Annotated in this window: 13 protein-coding genes and 1 pseudogene; 5 read left to right on the top strand and 9 right to left on the bottom strand. The window is 45.4% G+C overall.

The features are described 5' to 3' along the window. Positions 1 to 40: 40 nt before the first annotated feature. The 9 genes and pseudogenes from C3B51_RS19710 to C3B51_RS19670 all read right to left on the bottom strand — a co-directional run bounded on the left by C3B51_RS19710 (position 41) and on the right by C3B51_RS19670 (position 5,733). On the bottom strand, positions 41 to 466 hold the full coding sequence (locus C3B51_RS19710; protein ID WP_130246155.1) for a hypothetical protein: 426 nt from the start codon (positions 464 to 466) through the stop codon (positions 41 to 43). 8 nt (positions 467 to 474) lie between these two features. Beyond that, on the bottom strand, positions 475 to 1,284 hold the full coding sequence (locus C3B51_RS19705) for an HvfC/BufC N-terminal domain-containing protein (protein ID WP_125717216.1): 810 nt from the start codon (positions 1,282 to 1,284) through the stop codon (positions 475 to 477). Further along, positions 1,277 to 2,114 (bottom strand): annotated as a pseudogene (bufB, locus tag C3B51_RS19700) (MNIO family bufferin maturase). Before bufB ends, C3B51_RS19705 begins: the two are co-directional and overlap by 8 nt. An 81-nt stretch (positions 2,115 to 2,195) precedes the next feature. Then, positions 2,196 to 2,648, bottom strand: coding sequence for a BufA2 family periplasmic bufferin-type metallophore (bufA2, locus tag C3B51_RS19695; protein WP_130246154.1), 453 nt, complete (start codon positions 2,646 to 2,648; stop codon positions 2,196 to 2,198). Between the two features lie 260 nt (positions 2,649 to 2,908). Then, positions 2,909 to 3,163 carry a hypothetical protein gene (locus C3B51_RS19690; RefSeq protein WP_130246153.1) on the bottom strand — a complete coding sequence of 85 codons (255 nt, stop codon included), beginning with the start codon at positions 3,161 to 3,163 and terminating at the stop codon, positions 2,909 to 2,911. Positions 3,164 to 3,188: 25 nt separating this feature from the next. After that, positions 3,189 to 3,581, bottom strand: coding sequence for a hypothetical protein (locus C3B51_RS19685; RefSeq protein ID WP_130246152.1), 393 nt, complete (start codon positions 3,579 to 3,581; stop codon positions 3,189 to 3,191). A 1-nt stretch (position 3,582) separates the two neighbouring features. Next, positions 3,583 to 3,891, bottom strand: coding sequence for a DUF883 C-terminal domain-containing protein (locus C3B51_RS19680; protein WP_125717211.1), 309 nt, complete (start codon positions 3,889 to 3,891; stop codon positions 3,583 to 3,585). A 161-nt stretch (positions 3,892 to 4,052) separates the two neighbouring features. Then, positions 4,053 to 5,135, bottom strand: coding sequence for a DUF418 domain-containing protein (locus tag C3B51_RS19675; protein ID WP_130246151.1), 1,083 nt, complete (start codon positions 5,133 to 5,135; stop codon positions 4,053 to 4,055). A 160-nt stretch (positions 5,136 to 5,295) separates the two neighbouring features. Then, positions 5,296 to 5,733 carry a helix-turn-helix domain-containing protein gene (locus tag C3B51_RS19670; protein WP_130246150.1) on the bottom strand — a complete coding sequence of 146 codons (438 nt, stop codon included), beginning with the start codon at positions 5,731 to 5,733 and terminating at the stop codon, positions 5,296 to 5,298. A gap of 361 nt (positions 5,734 to 6,094) precedes the next feature. On the opposite strand from C3B51_RS19670, the gene C3B51_RS19665 reads away from it, so the two are divergent. The 5 genes from C3B51_RS19665 (at position 6,095) to C3B51_RS19645 (ending at position 22,037) form a co-directional block, all read left to right on the top strand. After that, positions 6,095 to 8,104, top strand: coding sequence for an alpha-amylase (locus C3B51_RS19665; RefSeq protein ID WP_130246149.1), 2,010 nt, complete (start codon positions 6,095 to 6,097; stop codon positions 8,102 to 8,104). A gap of 520 nt (positions 8,105 to 8,624) precedes the next feature. Further along, entirely contained in the window at positions 8,625 to 9,992 is a 1,368-nt protein-coding gene (locus C3B51_RS19660) for a hypothetical protein (protein ID WP_130246148.1), read from the top strand. Continuing rightward, the gene (locus tag C3B51_RS24115; protein WP_130246147.1) at positions 9,989 to 20,872 is read left to right on the top strand and encodes a SpvB/TcaC N-terminal domain-containing protein; all 10,884 of its coding nucleotides are present in this window, start codon (positions 9,989 to 9,991) and stop codon (positions 20,870 to 20,872) included. Before C3B51_RS19660 ends, C3B51_RS24115 begins: the two co-directional genes overlap by 4 nt. 2 nt (positions 20,873 to 20,874) lie before the next feature. Further along, positions 20,875 to 21,513 (top strand): SMI1/KNR4 family protein, encoded by a 639-nt coding sequence (locus tag C3B51_RS19650; protein ID WP_130246146.1) that lies wholly within the window; start codon positions 20,875 to 20,877, stop codon positions 21,511 to 21,513. 50 nt (positions 21,514 to 21,563) lie between these two features. Further along, positions 21,564 to 22,037, top strand: a complete 474-nt coding sequence (locus C3B51_RS19645) for a hypothetical protein (protein WP_130246145.1) — start codon at positions 21,564 to 21,566, stop codon at positions 22,035 to 22,037. The last annotated feature ends 170 nt before the right edge of the window (positions 22,038 to 22,207 follow it).

Below are 22,207 nucleotides of genomic sequence, written 5' to 3'. Positions count from 1 at the left end.
TTGTATATTAGATTGCCAATGTGCGCACTTAGGTCATGCGTTATTCTAACCTATTGAGTTGCTGTTTGATTTCAGTGCGCACATTGTCTATGTCTTGCACAACCAAATCAACGGCCTGGGTACTGACATCAATACTTTGCCAGTTCTCTGACCAGGTTGCTTTGAGCCTTGTGGCACTTTTTTGTAGTTCACCATTGGTCAGATAGCTGAAATCATTGATTAAGCCTACACTTATCCAGCCCTTGCGTGGGCTACCTTCTATCTTGTTTTGATCATAATGGGCGATGTACATAAGCTGCTCAAGTTGCGCCAGCTCTTTAAGCATTTCGAAGCAAGCGGTTCGTATGTTGTTGTTTTGTTCAGAGACTTCGAGTCGCCAGGCATTGTAAGCAAAGCCGATAAACGCAAACAGCATACTGGCAATCAGGCTAAGCTGATACAGGCGAATTTTTTCACTGAGTTTCATGGTGTTCCTTACCCGGGTTCATTCGGCGTATTAACCGGCAGCGCATATTGGCTAAGCCAACCGGCATTCAGCGCTTTTTGTAATAATTGCATCACGGCATGTGTGCCTGCTTCAGTATCCTGATGCAGCCCGGCTGCGGCCTCGCAAACGAAGCTAAAGGGCAATTCGTCACTAATTGTTTTGAGGCACACATAGTCACTATGTGAGAGCGGGTGAAACGCAGTGCGCAGACTGGCTTCACGAACAATTAGCCAGTAGCGTGGCGATGAAAGTTCGGGTTGCGGCGGAGTATCAGCCTGTTTGAGGGCTTGCCAACTTTCAACGGCGGCAAACCGACAGCAGAGCAATCGTACACTGGGGTGAAGCGTAAAAATTACATTGGGCCATAAATTAGCCGGGACTTGCTGTAGTGCCTGAATGCTCAGGCGCGTAGCATCCGGCGCATCAAAAGCCTGTAGTAACAGGCGTTCGAACACTGCAATTTCGCTCAGGATCCCATGAACAGAAAAAGGAGGCTGACTTGCCAAATACTCGGGGAGCCGATCGCCGAAATGACGCAAAGATGGGTCTTGCGAGGGATAGTAAGAAAGAAACCCGGCAACCATTTCATCAAATAAATCATCGCCCAGGTAGCGTCCGAGCATCTCATGATCTTGCTCCAGCACTTTGGTCAGACGAATACGATAGGCATTATGGTAAATAGCAGCCCTGTCTTTGGCATCTAAACCTGGTTGCGGCGCAATGTGGTTTAACAAATCGTTGTCTGCGCCAGTGAGCATATCGACAAATGCTTGCTGTAGTTTGGCTAATTCAGCCATATGACCTCCAGCTCCTTGGTGCAAGCGTTCTGGCTTGATTCAGCTCAGCCATAAGGGTTTCAAATGGAGGAAAGTTATCATCTCTTTCGATCATGGTATTAACGGGCGGCATGGATTGCGCATAGCATTGAAACAACTGCCAAACGGCGTCGCATACAGGCTGATCATGCGTATCGACAATGTGACTGCCAAAGTCGCTGTGTCCGGCCAGGTGGACCTGGGCAACGGCTTGCTTTGGAATAGCGTTAAGGTAATCCATTGCGTCGAAGCCATGGTTTCTGGCACTGACATAAACGTTATTGATATCCAGCAAAAACTGACAACCCGACTGACGATGCAGTGCACAGAGAAAGTCCCATTCCGTCATCTGTGATTGATGGTAGGTCAGGTAACTGGACACATTTTCGAGAATAACCGGGCGCTCCAGAAAGTCCTGAACAATGCGTAATCGCTCGCACAAGTGCGCCAGCGCTTCTTCGGTGTATGGCAGCGGCAGCAAGTCATGACTGTTGAAGTCTCCGAGAGAAGAAAAACACAAGTGATCAGAAAGCCACACTGGGTCCACGCGGTGTATGGTGCGTTTGAGCTTACTAAGGTAATCGAAATTTATCTCGCCAGTGCTGCCGATAGACATAGACACACCGTGCATGGCAATGGGATAGCGCTCTTTGATTTGATCGAGATAATGCCACGGCTTGCCACCATCAACAAAATAGTTCCTCAGAGATGATCTCTAACCAGTCTATATCTGGCTGAGCCTGGATGATGTCTTCGAAATAGCAGGTTCTGAGCCCCAGGCCAAACCCCAAATAGGGAGGTGATGCGTTCAATGTGACTCCGTTTTAAAAAGAAGGAGAGGAGCAGCAAGTGAGCGTAGACAAAAACGTCACTTGCAGGCGCAGTAAGCTAGATTAACTGTCGGCTTTTCCGCCGATATCCTGACAGGCTTTGGCTGGCATTTTTACAAACCCGGTGCCCTTACAGGAAGCATGACCGCCACAGGCGTTATTGGCGGTTTTGCAGTCATTATGACCACCACAAATATTCACATCGTGGCACTTAACCAGGTCGGATTTAGCAACGGCGCCGACCCACTCATCTTTTACATTGCCGCCTACATCCGCGCAGGCTTTGGCTGGCATTGCCACAAATCCGGTACCTTTACAGCTAGCTTGCCCGGCGCACGCGTTGCTCGACGTTTTGCAGTCATTGTGACCGCCACAAACGTTAACATCATAGCAATGAACCAGATCTGTACTAGCGCCACTGGCACTGGCCGTATTGGATGACGTGTTGTCGGTTGCATTGCATCCTGCCAGTCCTGCAACCATGACCGCCATCGCGGCCCCTGTAAGTGTTTTCATATTATCTTCCTCATTGAGTGTGTGCCAGACAGAGTGTGGGGTGACCTGTCCAAAACGACTGCTACCTTAGTTTACAAAGGTGGTTCAGCAGCATGTTCATGCCCGTACTTATCGGTAGCGTTGTGCTACCTGAACATGCTGCTGTAACGACAAGACCTGAGCCGCGTACGTTTCATTTCAGTGTAGTCGAAATTTTTTGCCCGGGCGCTGAGATACGTACCTAAGCCGTTGGTAAATGAGGGGAGATAATGCTTGGCAGGTTATACATGACGAAGTGCTCGCCTGAGCAAAACCAGCTTACGCAAGATTGAAAACTTGTGCTTACTTTTAACTAACAGCACACCGCTTAGTGCGAGCAGTGCGATGCCTTGGGGTGTGCAGGCCACACGCTTAGCTGTGCGGCAAAAACGCCGCTTGCTGAACTGCGCATGATATAGCTGCTTTAGCAGGTTCTGTTGTTGCTGTTGCACTTCCTGGTGTGCTGTGCGGTAAATAAAACGTGCCAGCCAGGTCATAGTGCTCTCCTTCGACGTTTGTTAGTTAAAACACATCAAGCAGGTCGCTGGTGGTTTTATCAAACAACTGGATTGCAGTCGCTATCAGATAATAGATAAGCGCTAAATTGAGCGCCATCAGCAGCCCCGCAGAGACAAACCAACTCAGGCCAGCCTGTACCATGGCATAGGCCATCAAGCCCTGAAGCGATAACCAGGTTGCTGTGATAAGCAGTGAAGAAATCATCAGCAGGATGACGCATGTCAGGATCGTTTTAAAATGGGCGCGCAGTTTAGCTTTAAACAGTGCAGCGAACGCGCGTGCGACGTCAACATAGCTTGCCGTAACGGCTTCGCCTTGTTGCATCAACGCTGTAAGCTGGGCACCCATAGTGTCTGTTTGGTGTGTTTCTATCGAGTGGTCTGATGGCGCGCTCATATTACTTACCCCGTAATAGCATGGTCAGAAGGACGCCGGCGCCAAATGCAATGCCTGCCGTTTTAACCGGGTTTTCTGTGGCGTATTTTTTAACACCAGAAGCATTCCACTTTTTCTCCAGCTCGCGTTTTTGAGCCTGCAAGGCCTGGCCAGACGCTTCGCCTTTATTTCTCAATTGCTCTTCGGTTTTGGCCGCCGTGTCGTGCAATGCATCGACGGTGTGATGAAGAGAGTCGGCTAACTGGTCAGAAACCGGGTGCGAATGTTCACTGTTTGCCTGACTGTTGGCAGTCGATTTGCTGGTACTCATAATAACTCCTTGATTGCGAGAATTAGTACTCCTTTAACTGCAAATGCTTTGCCAGAGTGAATGTTCAAATAAATCAAAGCTTTAGTCTTTTGGGTTGGAGTTAGGTAGTGCGCTTTTACCTGTGTGTGAAATTTTTACCCGGTATTATTTACGTGTATGTATTAGTGTGTTTGAGTACGTGCAAGGAGATATCTGAACAGCCATTCGGCAGGGCCCTGAGCATACTTGCGCCGCCATAGCGTGGCAAAGCACCAGGCAGACACACAAAACAACAGGCTGCTCAACAATGCAATCTCGATAGACTGATTACCCAGCATATTCAGCGCTTCCAGCGCGCCCATGCCTATAATAACATGGGCAATATAAAAAGTGAGCGACAACTTACCCGTGTCTTCCAATGAGCGCAATACAGCTGAATGGTCAAAGCGCTGCGCAAGTTTGATACAACCCAGTAAGATAAGTACTGAGCTGGCGGTGGCACACACCAGATACTGAGGCAGTGGGGGAATAGGTCCGGTGCTGAGCAAAAACTGAATATCCTGATCTTGCATGCCAACGCTCACGGCCAGTGTACGCAGCAGATAACAAGCACCCTCGACAGAAACTAAAGTGACAATTGCGATTTTAAACAGTCTTTTTTGCAGTGCACTTTGGTGCAGCGGTTGGCGGCCAAGCCACATACCAAACAGTAAAAAAGCAAACCAGGGAAACACAGGATGAAAGCCATTGTAAAAAATCCGCCTTATCAGACCATCCAGAGTCCATAAATCCAGATAGGTAAGCGTTTCCCAGTGCCAGCCTTTGGAATAATCAATGACTAACAGCAGGGCAGGAAAAGTAGACACAACCAGCGCACAGAGCGTTAATAAAGTACGATGAGAAGCAAACAGCAACCACGAAGCCAGGATAAAATAACAACCATAAAAGTGCAGAATATCCGCCGGCCAGACGGGCAAATAGAGCAACCCCAGACACAGCAATAAAATGCCACGCATAGCAACTTTGTTTTGCATCTGTTTTCGATGCAACAAGTCGTGTTGCTGGGCTTTACGAGCAGATAAACTGAGCCCGACTCCTGCCAGGATCACAAACAATGCTGCGGCACGTCCCTCCAGTAGCGCGCTTAATGATAACAGTAACGGGCTGCCTGTGCTGGCACCCATCACGAGCTTGAAGTTAACGACCACCATACCAAAAATTGCCAGCGCTCTGGCAAGGTCAATACCATGGATCCGCGCGCTCATTATTGTTCCTTCTTGTCTATTCTGTGAGTCTAAGTTAAATGGAGCGGGCAGAATATTCCGTTAATAAATGTACAAATATGTAATCGATATGGGTACGGCTTGTGTTGCTTGATATACCTCCTATGTCTTTGGAACACATGAGCTCACTTGTGGCTCGTGGTCACCAGATAGCGAATTTATCACCCATATATTTGCAGTAGCTAATAAAGTATCCGTTGATAAGTAACAGCAACCCCCCAACCAGTGCGGCTTCGCTGAATAATCCCAGTAAACAAAATACCAGGCCGAAACCATGTAAAACCCACTCAAGCCTGCTAAGTAGTGGCCTGTCTGGTTGACTTTGAAAAGTGCCCAGAAAAAACCAAATCCGTAGCCACAGTGGCAGCGTACGCGATTGAGTATGTTTGTCGGTCATAAAAGACGCCTCCCGTAATGTGTTAATGTCGGTATCCAGTGCAGCAGCGAGGCATTTTAATGACTCCAGGCTGGGCGTATGGCCTTGTTCAATCCGTTGAATAGTGCGGATATTGAGCCCGGACATCATGGCCAGCTGGGCCTGGGTCAGGTGCTTGCTTAATCTGAGTTGTTTTAGGATCATAGGGTGGCTCGCTGCGTAGTGATGCGCAAAAGTGTTATCCATAAGCCGTTGCACAGACAAGTAAATTGTGCCGACTTTTTTGTGACAAAGTATAATTTTCAAATAGTTATATAATCTCGCTTGTTACGCTGCAAGTGCATTGTAAGGCGTTTGCTGTACTTCAGAAGGCAGCAACTGCGTAGCAGAGCCGGGCCACCATGGAGGCGCATGCCGGGCTTTTTGCTGGATTTTTAATCGGAACTGGCCTCGAATATCCTCACAAGCCTGATTGCATACGTATTCAATAGACGTTTAATCGGATCTCTCTATATTGTTACCGTGATGTAAACATTACCGTTATGACAACAACAGAGAACACACAATGATTAAACAGTCACTTAAAGCGTTGAATACAGCGCTGATCACCGCAGGGCTCGGCATGTCTGCTCAGGCACTGGCCGCCCCCACAACCTTTGTTCATTTGTTCGAATGGTCCTGGCAGGATATTGCGACCGAGTGTGAAACCTTCCTGGGTCCAAAGGGTTACGCAGCCGTGCAGGTTTCACCACCGAGCGAACATATCACAGGCGCCCCCTGGTGGACTCGCTACCAGCCCGTTAGTTATCAATTGGAAAGCCGCAGCGGAAATCGCGCTCAATTTATCGACATGGTCTCGCGCTGTAAGGCTGCGGGTGTCGATATTTATGTTGATGCAGTGATCAACCACATGGCCCACGGCAGTGGTACAGGTGTGGCGGGCAGCACGTTTGGTGACAAACAATACCCTATCTACAGCCCGCAAGACTTTCATGAAACCTGCGCGATTAACGATGCCGACTATGGCAACAACGCCTGGCGAGTACAAAACTGTGAGCTGGTTGGTCTGGCCGACCTGAACACATCTGCCGCTTATGTGCAGGATACGCTGGCCGCTTATCTAAACGATTTGGTTGGTATTGGTGTGGCCGGATTCAGGCTGGATGCCAGTAAACATATGGCATCGTCTGATATTGCTACCATCATGAACAAGGTGAATGGTGAACCCCTGGTATTTCAGGAAGTGATTGATCAGGGCGGCCAGGCCGTGCGCGCTGATGAGTATTTTGCTAATGGTCTGGTGACTGAGTTTAAGTACAGCACTAAGCTGGGCGACACCTTTAAATCCGGCAAGCTGGCATGGCTAAACAGTTTTGGCGAAGCCTGGGGCATGATGCCGAGCCATCTGGCCGTGGTATTCGTCGATAACCACGACAATCAGCGTGGTCATGGCGGGGCTGGCAACGTCGTAACCTACGAAGACGGCGTCCTGTACGATCTGGCCAATGTCTTTATGCTGGCTTTCCCCTACGGCTATCCGAAGGTGATGTCGAGCTATGACTTTAACCATGATGGTGACGCCGGACCACCGGGCAGCACTGTGCATCAGGGCAACACATTGAACTGCTTTGCTAATGAGTGGCAGTGTGAGCATCGTCGCAATATGATCGCCGGCGCTATGGAATTTAGGAACAATACCACAGGCCACTGGACTGTGGACAACTGGTGGGACAATGGCAATAACCAGATAGCCTTCTCCCGTGGCGATGAAGGGTTTGTGGCCATTAACCGTGAAGGTTTTGGCCTGAATCAGACGCTGCAAACGGGGCTTACTGCAGGCGTTTACTGTGATGTGCTAAGCGGTGGCAAGAATACCGCGGGCGATGCCTGTCTTGGTGATCAAATCACAGTTGATCAAAATGGATTGGCAAATATCAACGTCGGCGCGATGAATGCCGTGGCAATTCATCACAACAGCAAACTGGGTGACGCGCCGGATGTGCCTGCGGGCGACTGGCAAAGAACCGTCGTATTCATCAAAGCCGAAACGGCAGCAGGGCAGGAGCTGTTCGTACGTGGTGGCTTAGATCACGCTTTTGCAGCCACTTTAGGCCGCGATTGTGCTCAGGATCCGCTGCAATGTGCCATGCCGGTTCGTCACAACAACCTGAAAAACCCAACGACACAAGGCTGGAAGCAGGGCGATAACTTCCTTGACTGGCAGGGGAGCGAATCAGGCCAAAGTGCAGATGCTGAGGGCAGTGCACTGGACTGGACAACTAACCTGTGGCCCGCCGAGTGGGGCGCTAAAGCTACGGTAGAAAGCCAGGGCTATGGTGAAACGCCGCTGAACCAATGGGGAGCCCATTACTGGATGCTGGATGTAGATATGGACTGTAGCCAGACCCACAACGGCTGGTTTGAGATCAAAGCCTATGTGAAAAACGGCCAGGGCTGGGAAGGCGATATCAGCCAAACCAACACCCCCTACAGCAGCAATAACCACTTTGCCCGCTGCGGCCAAATCTCGGTGTTTGAATTCAATCAATCAACCGCGACTTACAGCAGTTTTTAACCAATAACGCCGGGCCTCCGGCGGTCAGTATTCGGTAGCGGTCACTCTCCCTGGTGGCCGTTACTTTTCACAATCACGATCTGCTAAATTGCCAGCGACTTTCAAGTGATATTCAAATAAATGTCGGTCGAGAAACAGAGTCTTATTATAGCGTGTGATTGTTGATGATACTGGCAGTCATGAAACCCCACTCTGATTGTCATCTATGTCTAACTTTACACCATGGCAGGCTACTACATTGAGCTGTAGCGATGTGGGAAAATAGCTGCTTCCACTATGGTACAATAACTGCAATGCATTTTGATTAAATAAACTCCTTTAGTAGTAGACAGATAAGCTCTTTTTGATGAGTTTGTTTACGAACCTTCACCGTTTCTGATTGTGAATCATGCAATTTTAAAATAAAATCTGCGGCTATTTTGAGCACAGTGACCAGATTTAGGCCAATATTTGCATGACTATTAGACTTTTAATGTTGCTTTTTACATTAAATTTCATCGCGATAACGAGTGTGACCGCAATGGAATTTAAGCAGGCATATGCCCCAATTAGTGTTGGGAAAATAACCACTTTTATCCCAATTGAACGCGCACCAGATGCGCCTGTTTATGTTTCCGTTCAGCCTAGTGACGCTGGAGATAAATTGGTGTGGTCTGCAGTAGACTCTGCAAAGTTTTACTTTATCGAACAGTATATTAATGGCAAATGGGAAATGGTAAATGCCAATTATCAAGGCACCCAATATACATTGCCTAAATCTGCATCGGGTGTTTATCGTGTCACCGCCTGTGACGAATACGGGTGTGCAAAAGCTAAGCAACAAAATCGGGTTGTTTCAGAGCCGCTGGCTGTAAAGGCATTTTATACAAATCGTAGTCAGGTTGACGATTATCAAAGAGTAAGTTTGAGTTGGGAAATTAGTGGGGCAGCAACTGTTTCCATAACGCGTTATGAGCAAGGGAGGAAAGTGGAATCTTGGTTAAACATTAATCCAAGCAGGGGAACTTTGACTAGTAACGTTAGAAGTCTGGCTGATTTTCGCCTGGTTGCAAAAGACTTCAATGGGGAAACCATTGCTCGCAAGCTACGTATTGCTACTTTGCCGGAAAACCCGGTTAAGTTACAAGGGGCAAAGGGAAAGTACACACAGCCGTTATTCCATTCAGGGCTGGATATTGTGAGTCGTTCTATGCTAGTTAAACATGGCTCTGTTTATTTCTCAACGCATGATGGTCAACTGATGCGCTACTCAGCCGAAAAACAAAATGGTGCAGCTGTAGAGTGGAAGAAAAGTTGGTCACTAAAACTCGATGGGGTTGTCAACAATGCACCTGTAATGAAAGCTGATAAACTTTTATTCTCCGTCAGTCTGCGTAATGGTACTGGTAAAATGTGCAGAGTGAACGCGAGCACTGGTGGTGAGAAAGAATGCACTGAAATCAAGTCATCTGCACTTATTGCAAGTCCACTCATTATCAAATCTGCTTCAAAATCAACGGAAAGCCTTTTTAGTAGAGCCGTGTCTTTTGTATCTCGACCAAGCAGTCAACTGATTGAAGGCGTTTATTTATTTAGACGAGATGGTGTCGTTGAGATCCTCGATCCTAATGATATGCATAAGGAGATTAGAACGTTTGGAATACCAGACTTCAGAAATGAAGTTGTGTCGACTCCTATTTTGATTTCAGACCCTGATAATAATTTCGAGGAGCACTTTATTGTAGAGGATGGGCTGGATGTTATTGGCGTTGAAGCTCCAAAACATACTTTACAACAATCCTCTTCTATCGTTGAGGCTGCTCGAGAGTGGTTCAATGGTAATGAAGTGCAAAATGAGAGTGAGCAATCCTCCGATACCCTGAAAGTCCTTTGGAGGAAACGACTATGATGTTCTTATCTCGTATTGTATTTAGCTGCTTACTACTGAGCTCCAGTTTGACATGGGCAAGTACCTCAGGAAGGAACTGTGATACCAGCGATATTCATGTTTACACAAATAAAGACAAGAAAATAACGTTCATGAACCCTGTTATACCAAACATGCATGGCCTGAGAGAGCTTTTGCTAAAACGGGGTAACACCAATATTTTCCACTACAACATCAATAATAATTACAAAAAAATATCTGGTGATTTCAGTTACACCTATAACTTTAAGCAAGCAGGTGTGTATAAAACCATAGCACGAAACAAATTATGTGGTATGGGGAACTCGTGCAGTCGCTGGTCCTGCGAGCGTAAAATAATTGTAACCGAGAGTAAAGCGCCTGAATTTGTCAGTTTTTCGACTAACGCTACGAACAACCGATTTAAAGTTGGGAGCGGTCACCTTCGTGTGACGTTTAAATTCAAAGATGAAAACAAAGACTTTCATGCCATCAGTGTCTATGAAAAAGGTGACGTTGTTGGATATTGCTCTAGAAAATCGTCGGATGCAAAAGTTGCGGAGTTCCAATGTTCTGAAAATGTTTATAAAAATCTAGTGCGCCCTCGGACTTACAAGTTTAATGCAAAAGCTTGGGATAAAGACCACAACGCATCAGAGTTCAGTCCAACGGTAGAGATAACGGCATATGAAGAGAATACTGCTCCTGTAATTACGCTGAATGTCGATGGTAGCAAAATTGAAGGGACAAACAGTGTTATAGAGGTCGCGCCTGAGCATAACTTAGAGTTAGAGGTCACGGCAACTGACATTGATGATGCAAGCTATAACCGATTAAGCCGTATTGAGCTTGATGTCGGAGCAGGATATAAAAATGTCAATGATTATAGTTCCACGTGTACAACTAGTGGAAAACACATTAGCTGTAAAGGCATCGTTATTCCTGTGCGTAGTAGCATTGATAAGTTGCGTGCGCGAGCGATTGATGCTGCGGGAAGTACCTCTGAAGAATTAGCGCTGAAAGTCTCAATGAGTATGCCTCCAGAGGTGTCAATTTCTGCTAGCAAAACAACACCTTTCATTAATGAAAGCATCCAGCTAACTGCCAATGCTAGCGCTCCAAGTGGCCTGTCTGAATATTATATTTGCGCTATAAATGGTGAAATGGGTAACAATATTAAGAATGGCTGCACAAACCCTATTCACAGCTGTAACTTAAAAGTGAGTGAGTGTAAGTTCACTTTGCCAAATGCACATATCCCTAGCAGCGCCGGGCTTGTCACATACTATGCGTACGCGAAAAATACAATTGGCGTCCCTCATGCGAGTAAAGTCGCGGTAAACTACAGCAACTATTTTGGCGTTAGAATTACTCCACCAGGGCAAACCTTTTTTACCGTTGGTCAACAAATTGTCTTCAACGTCAATGCATCAGCATTTGATGCATCATCGACTCATCTGACTTCATTGGCATTATATAAAAATGGTGATGAGAAAACGGGTAGCCGTGTTACAGATAACTTAGTTGTTTCACCTGCGATAGACAGTTTCACATTGCCCAAAAAGGACTCCAGGAGAGTGACTTTTGAATGGTCACCAACTCGGGCTGATGCAGCAACAGAGCTTTCACTTACTTTGGTTGCAATAGATAACAACAACAATGTTGCACGAGCTCATTTGCCTAATGTGCGCATTTTTGATCCAACGCCTGCGACGCCAAGTACGCCTTCGGTAGAGTTAAAAAACTTAGGCTCAGGAGCATATGGCTTTGATGTACGCAATCTGAAAAACATGAACGAGCTGGTGTTGCGTGCAACGCTAAATGGTAGACCATATCCTCTGGATAAAACGAGTGTCTCTAATCCCAGCATTAGTTACAGTTCAAAAATCCAAACAACCGTCAATGATCATGGCAAATACCTTCAGGTGTTTGCACGTGGGCACAATTGGTCCTCAAGAGGCAGTGTTTCAGGGGCCGAAGGGTCATCAAAGCTGGAAAAGGTAATAAATATAGAGCAGACACCACACACTGTATTTTTTAACAGCTACCTGACGCAATCTGGCGGTCCGTTTATTTTGAGTTGGCCTGCTAACTCAGATGGTGTTACTGATCATTACAAGGTATACGCTTGGCCAGGATTACCCAGTGATCGTGGAACCGCTCAGCGTAAGCTATTGACGAAGCAAACAAAAACAACTTTCAAAGTAACAAGGCTGGAACAAGGCCACTATACATATGAGTTGCAGGCTTGTAACAGTCAGGGAACGTGTAGTAATGGTCAGCAGCTGACCGTTGAACACGTCCCTCCTTACATTGACTCAGCCACCGTTACTGAATGTGCTGCTGCGGACGGCTGTAAAGAGGGTCTTAAAACGAAAGTAACGCTGTCAGGAGTCGGCTTCGATCCCACGTATTCAAACCTCTATATTCGTTTGCGCAAAACCGGTTCAACCTATGCTGTTCCAGCTGCTAATTTGACAGTACAAGGGTCGTCGCTGACTGGGTATGTAGATGACAAAGTTTTTCTTGGCTTACTTGATGGTGGAGTTGACTTAACCGTTACCAACGGCGTAGTGAAAAACCAAGATTATCTGAGCAACACCATTATTGTTGATGAAACCGGTTCTCAGCAAAGACCTAAACTAACTGGTAGGGAATTCACCGTCAGCGAATTAAGCTATCTCTACACTGGTGCTGATGAAGGGATGGAAGTTTATCGGGTTAGATATAACAATAATCAGTTCAGTTTACAGCATATAGATACCTATAGCCCTGAAGCTGTTTTAGACAATGCGATTGTGGCAAAGCCAACAGTTGACACAACGCCATTGGTATCTGGGAATAGTTCATATCTGATAGATAAAATCTATGTAGGCTCGCTTAACAATCGTTTTTATCATTTTGTGCATGATCCAAAAGCACCTGAACCAAGTCATCGGTTGCTGAAAAAGTGGACATTCCAAACAATGGGTGAGATCACGGCACAGGCTAAGCTGGATAGCTCTGGCGCATTGCTCGTTGGTTCAATGGATGAGGCGCTTTATTCGCTGGATAGAGACACTGGACTAGTGAATTGGCATTATGACTTTCCGAATAGTGGAGGTGTAACTACGATATTCGGCACTACCAGCCCCGATGAAAATACAGATGACTCCGAAAATAAAGATTATGTAAGTGTTGTAACTCTAGATGAAGAGTTGCATACGTTGGATCATCGTGTAATCGGTGCAAATGGTGTTAATTGGCAGCAAATTGAGTACCTGTCTGAAGGTGAGTTCAAGGCACAAATTGAAAGCTGGGAACGAACACAGTGGCACCCCAGTCAAGATCATACGTATGTTATCGGTCTAACAAAAGTAATGTACATCTTGCTACAAAAAGCACCGAGCAAGGCGGAGATCAGCTTTGCTGCATACTTAATGCAACAGGGGCACCCATTTAATGAAATAGTGAACGCCATTATCAATGTTACTCCATCACTGTCGCAAAGCTCCAATGCTGAATTTATTGCCACATTGTTTGACCGTCTTCTGAGCGAACAAAATAGTGACCGAGAATTGACCGGGGAAAGCTTCGGCGTGGGTAATCAGCGCTACTGGACAGATATCCTAGATCTTGGGGTTACTCGAGCTGAGGTTGTGATTGACCTGTTAGGCTCTGCGGATACATCTTATGATGATGCAACGTATAGACTGCTTTACCACCTATACAAGCACTGTTTGGTTATTAACAATTGCCACTATGACTATGACAGTGATGGTGATGGTCTAAGTAATGCTCTTGAAGATGCAATTGGCACCAACTCAGGTGACTCACGGGATGGTTTGGTCGCACCCAAACTCACTGTAACAAATGACAATGGTGCGCTTGAATTTACTCTGGAAACATCTGGTATGGTTGATGAGTATCAGTTGTTCTTGCAACATCTGCCAGAGACGGTGTCTGATGAGGAAGCAATTATACCTGCTGTTAAATCTTCAGATAATAACTTAACTACCTGGATAAAAAATTATGGTAAAGGTACCTATCTGTTTAAGGCTAGAGCTTGCGTTAGTGCAGAAAAGTTGCAGGGCTTACAAGTATCTCGGTGTGGTAACAATTTCTCAGATGAATTTCGTGTTGAGGTAGGTGCAAGTAGCATTCATGAAGGCAAGATTCAGTTTAAAATACCTAACTCAAAGCCTGTAAATCATGAGCCAAGTAGAGAGACATTGCTTGAGCATGCCACGATTCAACCTACTGTTGGCAGCTTCCGAGTCACAGAAAGTGGAGCTGCCTCTTACACTGTACCAATTAATTTACCTGCGGGTATTACCGGTGTGCAGCCTGAAGTTAGTCTGAATTATAATTCACAAGGCGGAGACGGATTAGTCGCACTTGGCTGGAGCCTCAGTGCCACCTCTTCTATATCACGCTGTCGACAAACCAAAGCGCAGGATGGTCAGTTCAGGGGCCTTACATTAAGTGATGAAGACCGCTTCTGTCTGGATGGACAGCGATTGGTTAGTGTCAGCAACCCTACGCACAATGGTCAATTTGGAGATGAGCAAATTGAAGAGCAGTTTGTTACTGAAATTGACTCTTACATGACCATTTACAGAATAGGGAGTGGCAATCAGTCTAAGTTTGTAGTGCTGAGTAAAGATGGTTCTGTTAAGCAATATGGTGCATCCGATACAAGTAAAATACAGATTACGGACAGTAAAAACGTTAAACACACCATGTCGTGGATGCTCAGTGATGTTAAGGACAATTTAGGAGACGAAAGCACCACTATAAACTATCACTACACAAATCTTGAGAGTAAAGACAGCAGTAGTGATAAAGAAACAGTACTTGATAGCATTACTTACAGTGGCTTTACCGTAAAATTCGATCATAGTGCGGGCGAGCTGCGAGGCGTGGGCTATATAGACGAAGCTCGCACCACACAGTTTGCTCGGTTAAATGGCATAAAAGTGCACAAAGGAGAAAATACAGAGCTGGCAAAGTACGTTTTGACGTTTGGCCAAGCTGGCAATGGTGCCCGCTTACTTAAAACTGTGGAGCATTGCCGGGCAGACACTTGTCGTGCCCCTATTAATTTTAATTACGAGAAATTTGGTACTAGTCTGAACTACGAGTCTTTTAGTGACGTGTTTAGTAAAACGGATTATCGTAATGCTGTTGCTGGCGTAACAATGGCGGATCTTAAAGCTTCGGGTCGAGCCCAGCTCGTGACGCTGGAGCAAACAGATAAAAGGGCAAGGCGTTATCAGTTGTGCATATATCAGGGAGTCATCGACGAAAAGGCAGATGAGCTGGCATGTACCGATATCTTCCGTAAAGATGATCATGAAAGCGTTTCTATGTTTGCAATAGACCATGATCAGGATGGCAAACAGACCTTATTGATAAATATGCGCTCAGAACATTCCTCCGATGCATATCCAGGGTATTGGGCTCACTATTCGTTGAGTGACAACGATACGCTTCGGGCGATTGCGCTTCCTAATGGTTGGTCATCTAACGACTATATGAGAGAAATAAAGCCCGCCGACATGGATGGAGATGGGTATGCTGATTTGGTGTATAAGAAAAAGCATGATGATCCGGACCTGTATGTCAGACTTTGGAGCACTGCAACTGACAAGTTCGAACGAGAGTACACACTCTACACCAAAGAAAATAATAGCAGCTATGGTTCCTGGGGAGACTTCACGAGCAAAGGAACTGATTGGCATGTTATCGATATGAACTTTGACGGACTTGCTGATATTGTTTCATTGAAATGCAAAGTAGCTTCTTGCTCAAATGACGATGCTAAGCGACTTTCCGTTCACTATAACCAAGGGACTTCGCATTTTGGAGGATTCGCACAATTTCTGACTAAGGATATTGTAAATGAAGAGAAAATTGAGCATCTGACACCCAGTGATGTAAATGGCGATGGATTGGTGGATCTTATCTTTTTGGTCACCGAGTCATATAACCATAATGTCAAGCGTTGGCGTGTATTACTCAACCAGTCTAGTGAACGTGTTTCATTCAGGCAGGTGTTTCAGGTCGCGGCAAAAGTTGATGGTTACGATAGTAATTCGGTTAGTGAGGATATCCCTCCAATGTCAATGGATGTCGATAGAAACGGCCGTTTAGATCTTTTCTTCAAAGAGAAAAAGAGCGATTTTTGGCGCCGTTACCAGTGGTCAGTCGAATCTGAAACATTTGTGCTTGTCGAAAAAGAAGCGCTAGCACTCAAAGTTAATACAAGAAAGGGCGACTTTGCGTTTTTTAGTGACTATGACGGAGACGGTTTAGCTGACATTATCGCTAAGCATGAGCAGGGCGTGAGTGTTAGGTACAATCTATATCGCTCGCCTATGGCTGGTATGCTGCTGGACATCGAGCAAGGTTATAGAGGTAACCAGAATAAGACCCAAATTAAATATGGCTTAATGTCAGACGACTTGGTTTATTCAGATTTGGCAGATGATCTGACAGCGGACTCAGGTAGATTTAACAGCCAAAACTTGCTAGTGAGTAAAGTTGTTGGATCGGGTGTACTGGTCCAGAGTGTAACAAGTGATAGTCCGTCAAATCGCCAGGGCACTCATTATAATGAGGTTGCTAAGGTTGATTACCATTATCAAGGGGCGCGTGTTCAGTTTGGTGGGCGTGGAGCTTTAGGTTTCAAAACACTCAAGACGACAACGCAAAAAGCTGGTGTTACTTTTGCCACAACGACCCGATATCACCAGGCATTCCCTTTAACTGGCATGCCTTATTCTACAGAGAAGAGGCTACTGTCTGGAAGCATCGATCTATTGTTAGACATTGCTGTCAATGAATACGCTACAAGCAAGCGAACAGAGAAAGGTAATGTGCTAGTTCACCAGGTTTACAATTCAGCGAGCAGAGAATGTAGCGCAGTAATGAACTCTGGCTATAGCGTCGGTGCCTATAATTGTACGAATACGACAACAGAGCAAGATAATTACGGCAATGTCAAAAACTTGTTGGTTAATACCCACGATGTAGATTTTGGTAGTGAGGAGTCATTCGCTAAAGTTGCCGCAAGTGGTGATCTTATTCGAAGTGTTAAAACATCAAATGACTTTGGTTCACCAGAGCAAAAAAGGCTCGGTCGCCTGCTAAGTACGGAGGTTGTTTATTCAGGCCAAGGCTTGACGCCGATTAAAAAGAGTAGTCGTTTTGAGTACTACCCTGAGAAACATGCTCACGAAAACATGCTATATAAAGAAATCGTAGGAGAGGGACTTGGCTGCAACTATGAGCTAACCACAGAACACACTTACGATAAATTTGGTAATAAAATCAAGGTTTCGAGCACAAATACAGGCTGCCCTATAAACGAGCAGGAAACTAGGGTCTCAGAAACTATCTATGATTCAGAAGGTCGTTATGTAGACTTGACTAAGCAAAGCGGTAGTGGCAGCGAGCTGTTTCTCAAGTCTGGACAAGTTCTGGGTTATGAATCAGGTAACGCAGACCGTAATGTTTTTGGTCAGCCAATAAACGTAAAAGACAGTAATGGCGTAGTTACTAAGATACTGTATGACGATTTTGGCGAAGAGATAGGCTCATACAGCAATACTGGAGCTCAGGCCTATACCTACTATTCAAAGTGTGCTGATGGGGACGCTTGTGCTGTTAGATTAATAAAAATGGTCAATGGTGAGATCCGTGAAAAGCACTTACTAGACAAGTTGGGCAGGGTCTATTCCATAAGCAAGATTGATGTGTTAGATAACTGGCACACCTCAACCTATGAATTCGATCAATATGGTCGTAATGATGTGATCAATGAATCTGGTTCACAACCGGTTATTAAAACCTTCGATGCTCTAGACAGGGTCGTTTCTGTTGTTGATAACAACAACGGTACAACCTCTACAACCTCATGGAGTGTTTCAGGTCAAGGGCGTGAGACAACGGTTAAGATCATAGGTTCAGGTATTGATCAAGAAAAAACGTCCGTAAGCAATGCGGCAGGTCAGACTATCCAGGTTATTGATTCAAATAATCAGGTGCTAGATTATGTTTATAATGCGCTTGGCGCTCAGGTAACCGTTACGTCATCTGCAGAGGCCAGTAACCAGCGCCTGCTGAGTACGATTCGTTACGATAAAATGGGCCGTAAATCATCTCAGGAAGATGCGGATCGAGGTAACTGGTCTTACATATATAATGCCTTTGGTGAACTAGTTAGTCAGACCGACGCGCGGAAAGTGGTATTGACGATGCAATACGATTTCCTGGGCCGTAAAATAAAACAGACACAGGAACAGTTAAACGGAATCACTGGTGAGGGCACCAGTGTATGGCAGTATGGCGAAACAAATAAAACTCTGCATCTGTTAATTTCAAGTACTCAGGGGTCAGACTGGCAACAGAATTACTTTTACGATGAGTTTGGTCGTGCAGCGGCAACCTCGACATCACTGGGTGGAACAACGCACTGTGCGAATAGAGTCTTTTTTGATCCACGAGACGATACTTTGCGTGTTTCTGATGGTACCAACCTGGACCCGATTGCCAGCAAGTGTGTGATCCAACAAAACTTCTATGACAAATACAGCCGATTGGCTCTGCAGTTTGACGATTATCGTCAGGCAAAGGAGGGGGCGCAAAAATATATTGAGGCGCGTGGTGTTGCAATGACCTATCAAAATGGTCAGCTTTTGGCGAAAACGGAAGCTCGCGACGGTGACGACGGCCAGATATATTACAAGGTTTTGGGGGTTAATCACCGTGGTCAAGTCACGAGCTATATGAAGGGCAACGTGACTATGGAAGTGAGCTATGATCAGAAAGGGATGGTTACCTCAATTTCCAGCAAAGGATTAGATATTCAGAGGGATACATACTCATTTGATAGCTTAGGTAATCTTATTTCACGTTCACAAATAGGCATGGCTACGCGTGAATACCATTATGATGATCTAAATCGAGTACTGGGTGTAAACGATGTCGATCTGTTCAAGTACTCTGCGACGGGTAACTTGATTGAAAAAGCTGACTACGTCGTGGGGTCTGATATTGAATGCGCAGGTTACGGTGAATCATCTGTTCTGGTACTGGGGCGCTGGACGCAAAACTATGGCCAGGGTGATACGCCTTTGCATGCAATATCCTCAAGGCAGCGAGATAGCAACTCTAGCTGCTTAGGTCACTTACCCGCCAAAACCGAATTGTTTGAGTATGATGCTAATGGTAACCAGATTAAACGGACTACCAATGACGACATCACAACAATTAAATATAGTGCGAGAAATAAAGCAATTGAAATACAGGGCAATGGAGAAACTGTTTCCTTCAGTTATGATGCAAACAACCGACGCTTTAAGCGTATGGATGCGAAAAATACGGTTTTCTACGTAGGTGCTCTGGAACTGACAATACCTCACAACGAGGAAGATCAATCTGTCATTAATCGTTACATAGGTAATGATGCACAGCAAACCTACTACAGTACAGGGATTAGCAAAACCAAGTGGATGTTTACCGATCATCAGGGATCAACAATTGCCATAACGAACGATGCAAATGTAGTGCTGGCGCGTTATGCCTATGACGTGTTTGGTAAACAGCGTGAGGTAGAGTTTAACAACAAACACGTGGGTGTAGTTTTCGACAATATTACCGATAACTTAAGAGCCTACACGGGTCATGAGCCGGTTTCACTGGGCGGTGACAAGCGTATTATTCATATGAATGGTCGAGTGTACGATTCGGATACGGGTAGGTTTATGCAGGCGGATCCGTTTGTTCAGGCGCCTTCTAATCTTCAGAACTACAACGCTTATAGTTATGTGCTGAATAATCCGCTGTCATACACGGATCCTAGTGGGTATTTGTTTAAGAAGCTTTTAAAAGTGACGATGAAGATAACCGGTGATTGGTATATTCATAAGTTTCTCAATAATGTGCCTTGGCTTAAAAGTATTGCGAGTGTGGCGTTAAACTTTATACCTGGGTGTCAGGTATGGTGTACCGCAGTTTTCAATGCAAAATCGACGTTTGTGGCAACAGGTAGCTTAAATGGTGCATTGAAAGCTGGAGCAATAGCTGCCGCAAGTGCTTATGCATTTAGTCAAATAGGAGATGCATTCGGCGCTGAATCTGGCTTTTGGCAAAACGGCGGGGCTGCACACGTAGGAGCACATGCACTTACTGGCGGGATCGTTTCTGAGCTGCAAGGCGGTAAATTTGGCCATGGCTTCTTCTCAGCAGGGTTGACCAAAGGTGCACAAATTGCGGGCTTAGTATCTATGGACAATGTTGTTATAGGTACAGCACAGTCAATGGTGATATCTGGTACAATATCACAACTGACAGGTGGAAAGTTTGCTAACGCTGCCGTGACAGGTGCATTCCAGTATTTGTATAATGCTCGCGGTGGTAAAGGGTTTGCTAAGTTCGGCAAAGACTTGGGTAGGCTATTTTCGGGTGATAATCGGACAACAAATCAAAAGATTGTTGAGTATGCCGCTGAGTTAATGGATGCAGGGTTTACTGCCGAAGAAGCTGAAATTAGGGCGACTAAGAAGTATAGTGTTTCGAAGAGTGTTAAGGTTAGTCATAGCAAACACCCAGAAACCGCGAAACATATTGAAGATGCACAAGCTGCGGGTCACCCTCAAACGTTAACTATCAATAGAGCTGGTACAGCGGCAAATAGAAAGGCTTCATTACGGGGCGTTCCTACTAAGAAAGGTTATGATCGGGATGAATATCCACCTGCAATGTTTGAAGAAGGCGGCTCGGGAGCTAGTGTTAGGTATATCAGCCCCGGTGATAACAGGGGAGCAGGATCGAGCATTGGCGCTCAGTGTAGGGGGCTAGCTTGTGGCACAAAAGTTAATATTGAGGTGGTAGATTAGATATGGGCAAATATATAGATAAATTGCTTTCTATCTCTTGTGACTCATTTGTTCAGGAGCAGGCAAACCTTACATCTGAGCTTAGGGGTATTGCAGGAAATCTTGCACAAGAGTTAGAGGCGTTGCTAAATAAGAAAAATGGCTTTTTTGCTTTTGAGTCTGCTTTGCGAGTATTTTCTTCTTGCTCATCTCAACTTTCTATCGGTTTGGATGACTGGAATTCTGAGGCTTTATGGCGCAAAGATTATAATGGATTAGCAGATGGCTGTTTGTTCTTTGCAGAGGATATTTTTGGTGGCCAGTTCTGTATTAAGAATGGTGTTGTGTGCGCATTTGATCCAGAGACCGCTGGTTTAGAAGAGATGGCAGCAAGTATTGAGCAATGGGCTCAAGAAATTCTGAATGAATATAATGTTTGGACTGGGTATTCGTTAGCGCATGTGTGGCAAGAGCATAGTGGAGCTCTGTCGAGTGAACTCCGATTGATGCCTAAAACTCCATTCGTATGTGGCGGTCAGTTTGAACTAGATAACTTAATTGCTATCAACGCTGTTAGTGGCATGAAGTCTAGAGCGAACTTAGCTTGTCAAATTGTTGATTTGCCAGACGGCGCTCAAATAGAATTTAAAATTATTGAATAAATAAGACCTAGCAAATGCTAGGGGGTTGTTTTTAAGAGTGGAAGTTTTACGTGACAGAGTACAAGTTAGAAATTTTTGCTGATTACAATCAAGTTTATTTGCATGATGCAACCGTTGAGGTTGATTTTGCGGATGATTGGGATGTCGAAGCGTATAAAAACATGGCAAGTATGAACGATGGGGCTCTTGGTATCGCGACTGCTCGAAATATGGATGTACCTGTTGATATACTGGTTTATGCGCAGCGCCCTGATTTAGATTTTGAGCAATACGAGCATGTTGTTTCTTGTGGAGTCGATTTCAAATCGGGAGTTCTAGTTGTTCATGGGCCTAGTGACTATCTCCCCGATGCTAAAAGAATCACTGTTTCTCCAGGTTACTATGCTGTATATGTTTTATCTAGCGGACTAAATACTGTTAGCGAAGATGGTTTAAAAGGAGATGACATATATAAGGTCATTCTATGGCCTTGCGAGTCTCCCAAAACTCTAAAGTTATTAAAAGACAGCGGATTCAATAGTTAACGAATTTAACTTGTAAAATTTAACGTGGACAGTGTAGTAGCATAGTGATTTTGGCCACCTAATTAGTCGCACCTGAATAGCCCGTTTTTAAGTGGCCGGGCACGTGCATTTGGTTCGCACTCCGGGCGGTGAAAAAGGGAAAGATAAGGAAGACATATATGGACGCTCCA

The organism is Pseudoalteromonas rubra, from assembly GCF_004212645.1.
Lineage (GTDB): Bacteria > Pseudomonadota > Gammaproteobacteria > Enterobacterales > Alteromonadaceae > Pseudoalteromonas > Pseudoalteromonas rubra_G.
The sequence above is the reverse complement of the archived record's forward strand: the minus strand, read 5'-3'. Positions and strand labels throughout refer to the sequence as shown.

Coding starts and splice junctions, on each gene's coding strand:
- C3B51_RS19710 (WP_130246155.1), bottom strand. CDS start 466: ATGAAACTCAGTGAAAAAATTCGCCTGTATCAGCTTAGCCTGATTGCC.
- C3B51_RS19705 (WP_125717216.1), bottom strand. CDS start 1,284: ATGGCTGAATTAGCCAAACTACAGCAAGCATTTGTCGATATGCTCACT.
- bufA2 (WP_130246154.1), bottom strand. CDS start 2,648: ATGAAAACACTTACAGGGGCCGCGATGGCGGTCATGGTTGCAGGACTG.
- C3B51_RS19690 (WP_130246153.1), bottom strand. CDS start 3,163: ATGACCTGGCTGGCACGTTTTATTTACCGCACAGCACACCAGGAAGTG.
- C3B51_RS19685 (WP_130246152.1), bottom strand. CDS start 3,581: ATGAGCGCGCCATCAGACCACTCGATAGAAACACACCAAACAGACACT.
- C3B51_RS19680 (WP_125717211.1), bottom strand. CDS start 3,891: ATGAGTACCAGCAAATCGACTGCCAACAGTCAGGCAAACAGTGAACAT.
- C3B51_RS19675 (WP_130246151.1), bottom strand. CDS start 5,135: ATGAGCGCGCGGATCCATGGTATTGACCTTGCCAGAGCGCTGGCAATT.
- C3B51_RS19670 (WP_130246150.1), bottom strand. CDS start 5,733: ATGATCCTAAAACAACTCAGATTAAGCAAGCACCTGACCCAGGCCCAG.
- C3B51_RS19665 (WP_130246149.1), top strand. CDS start 6,095: ATGATTAAACAGTCACTTAAAGCGTTGAATACAGCGCTGATCACCGCA.
- C3B51_RS19660 (WP_130246148.1), top strand. CDS start 8,625: ATGGAATTTAAGCAGGCATATGCCCCAATTAGTGTTGGGAAAATAACC.
- C3B51_RS24115 (WP_130246147.1), top strand. CDS start 9,989: ATGATGTTCTTATCTCGTATTGTATTTAGCTGCTTACTACTGAGCTCC.
- C3B51_RS19650 (WP_130246146.1), top strand. CDS start 20,875: ATGGGCAAATATATAGATAAATTGCTTTCTATCTCTTGTGACTCATTT.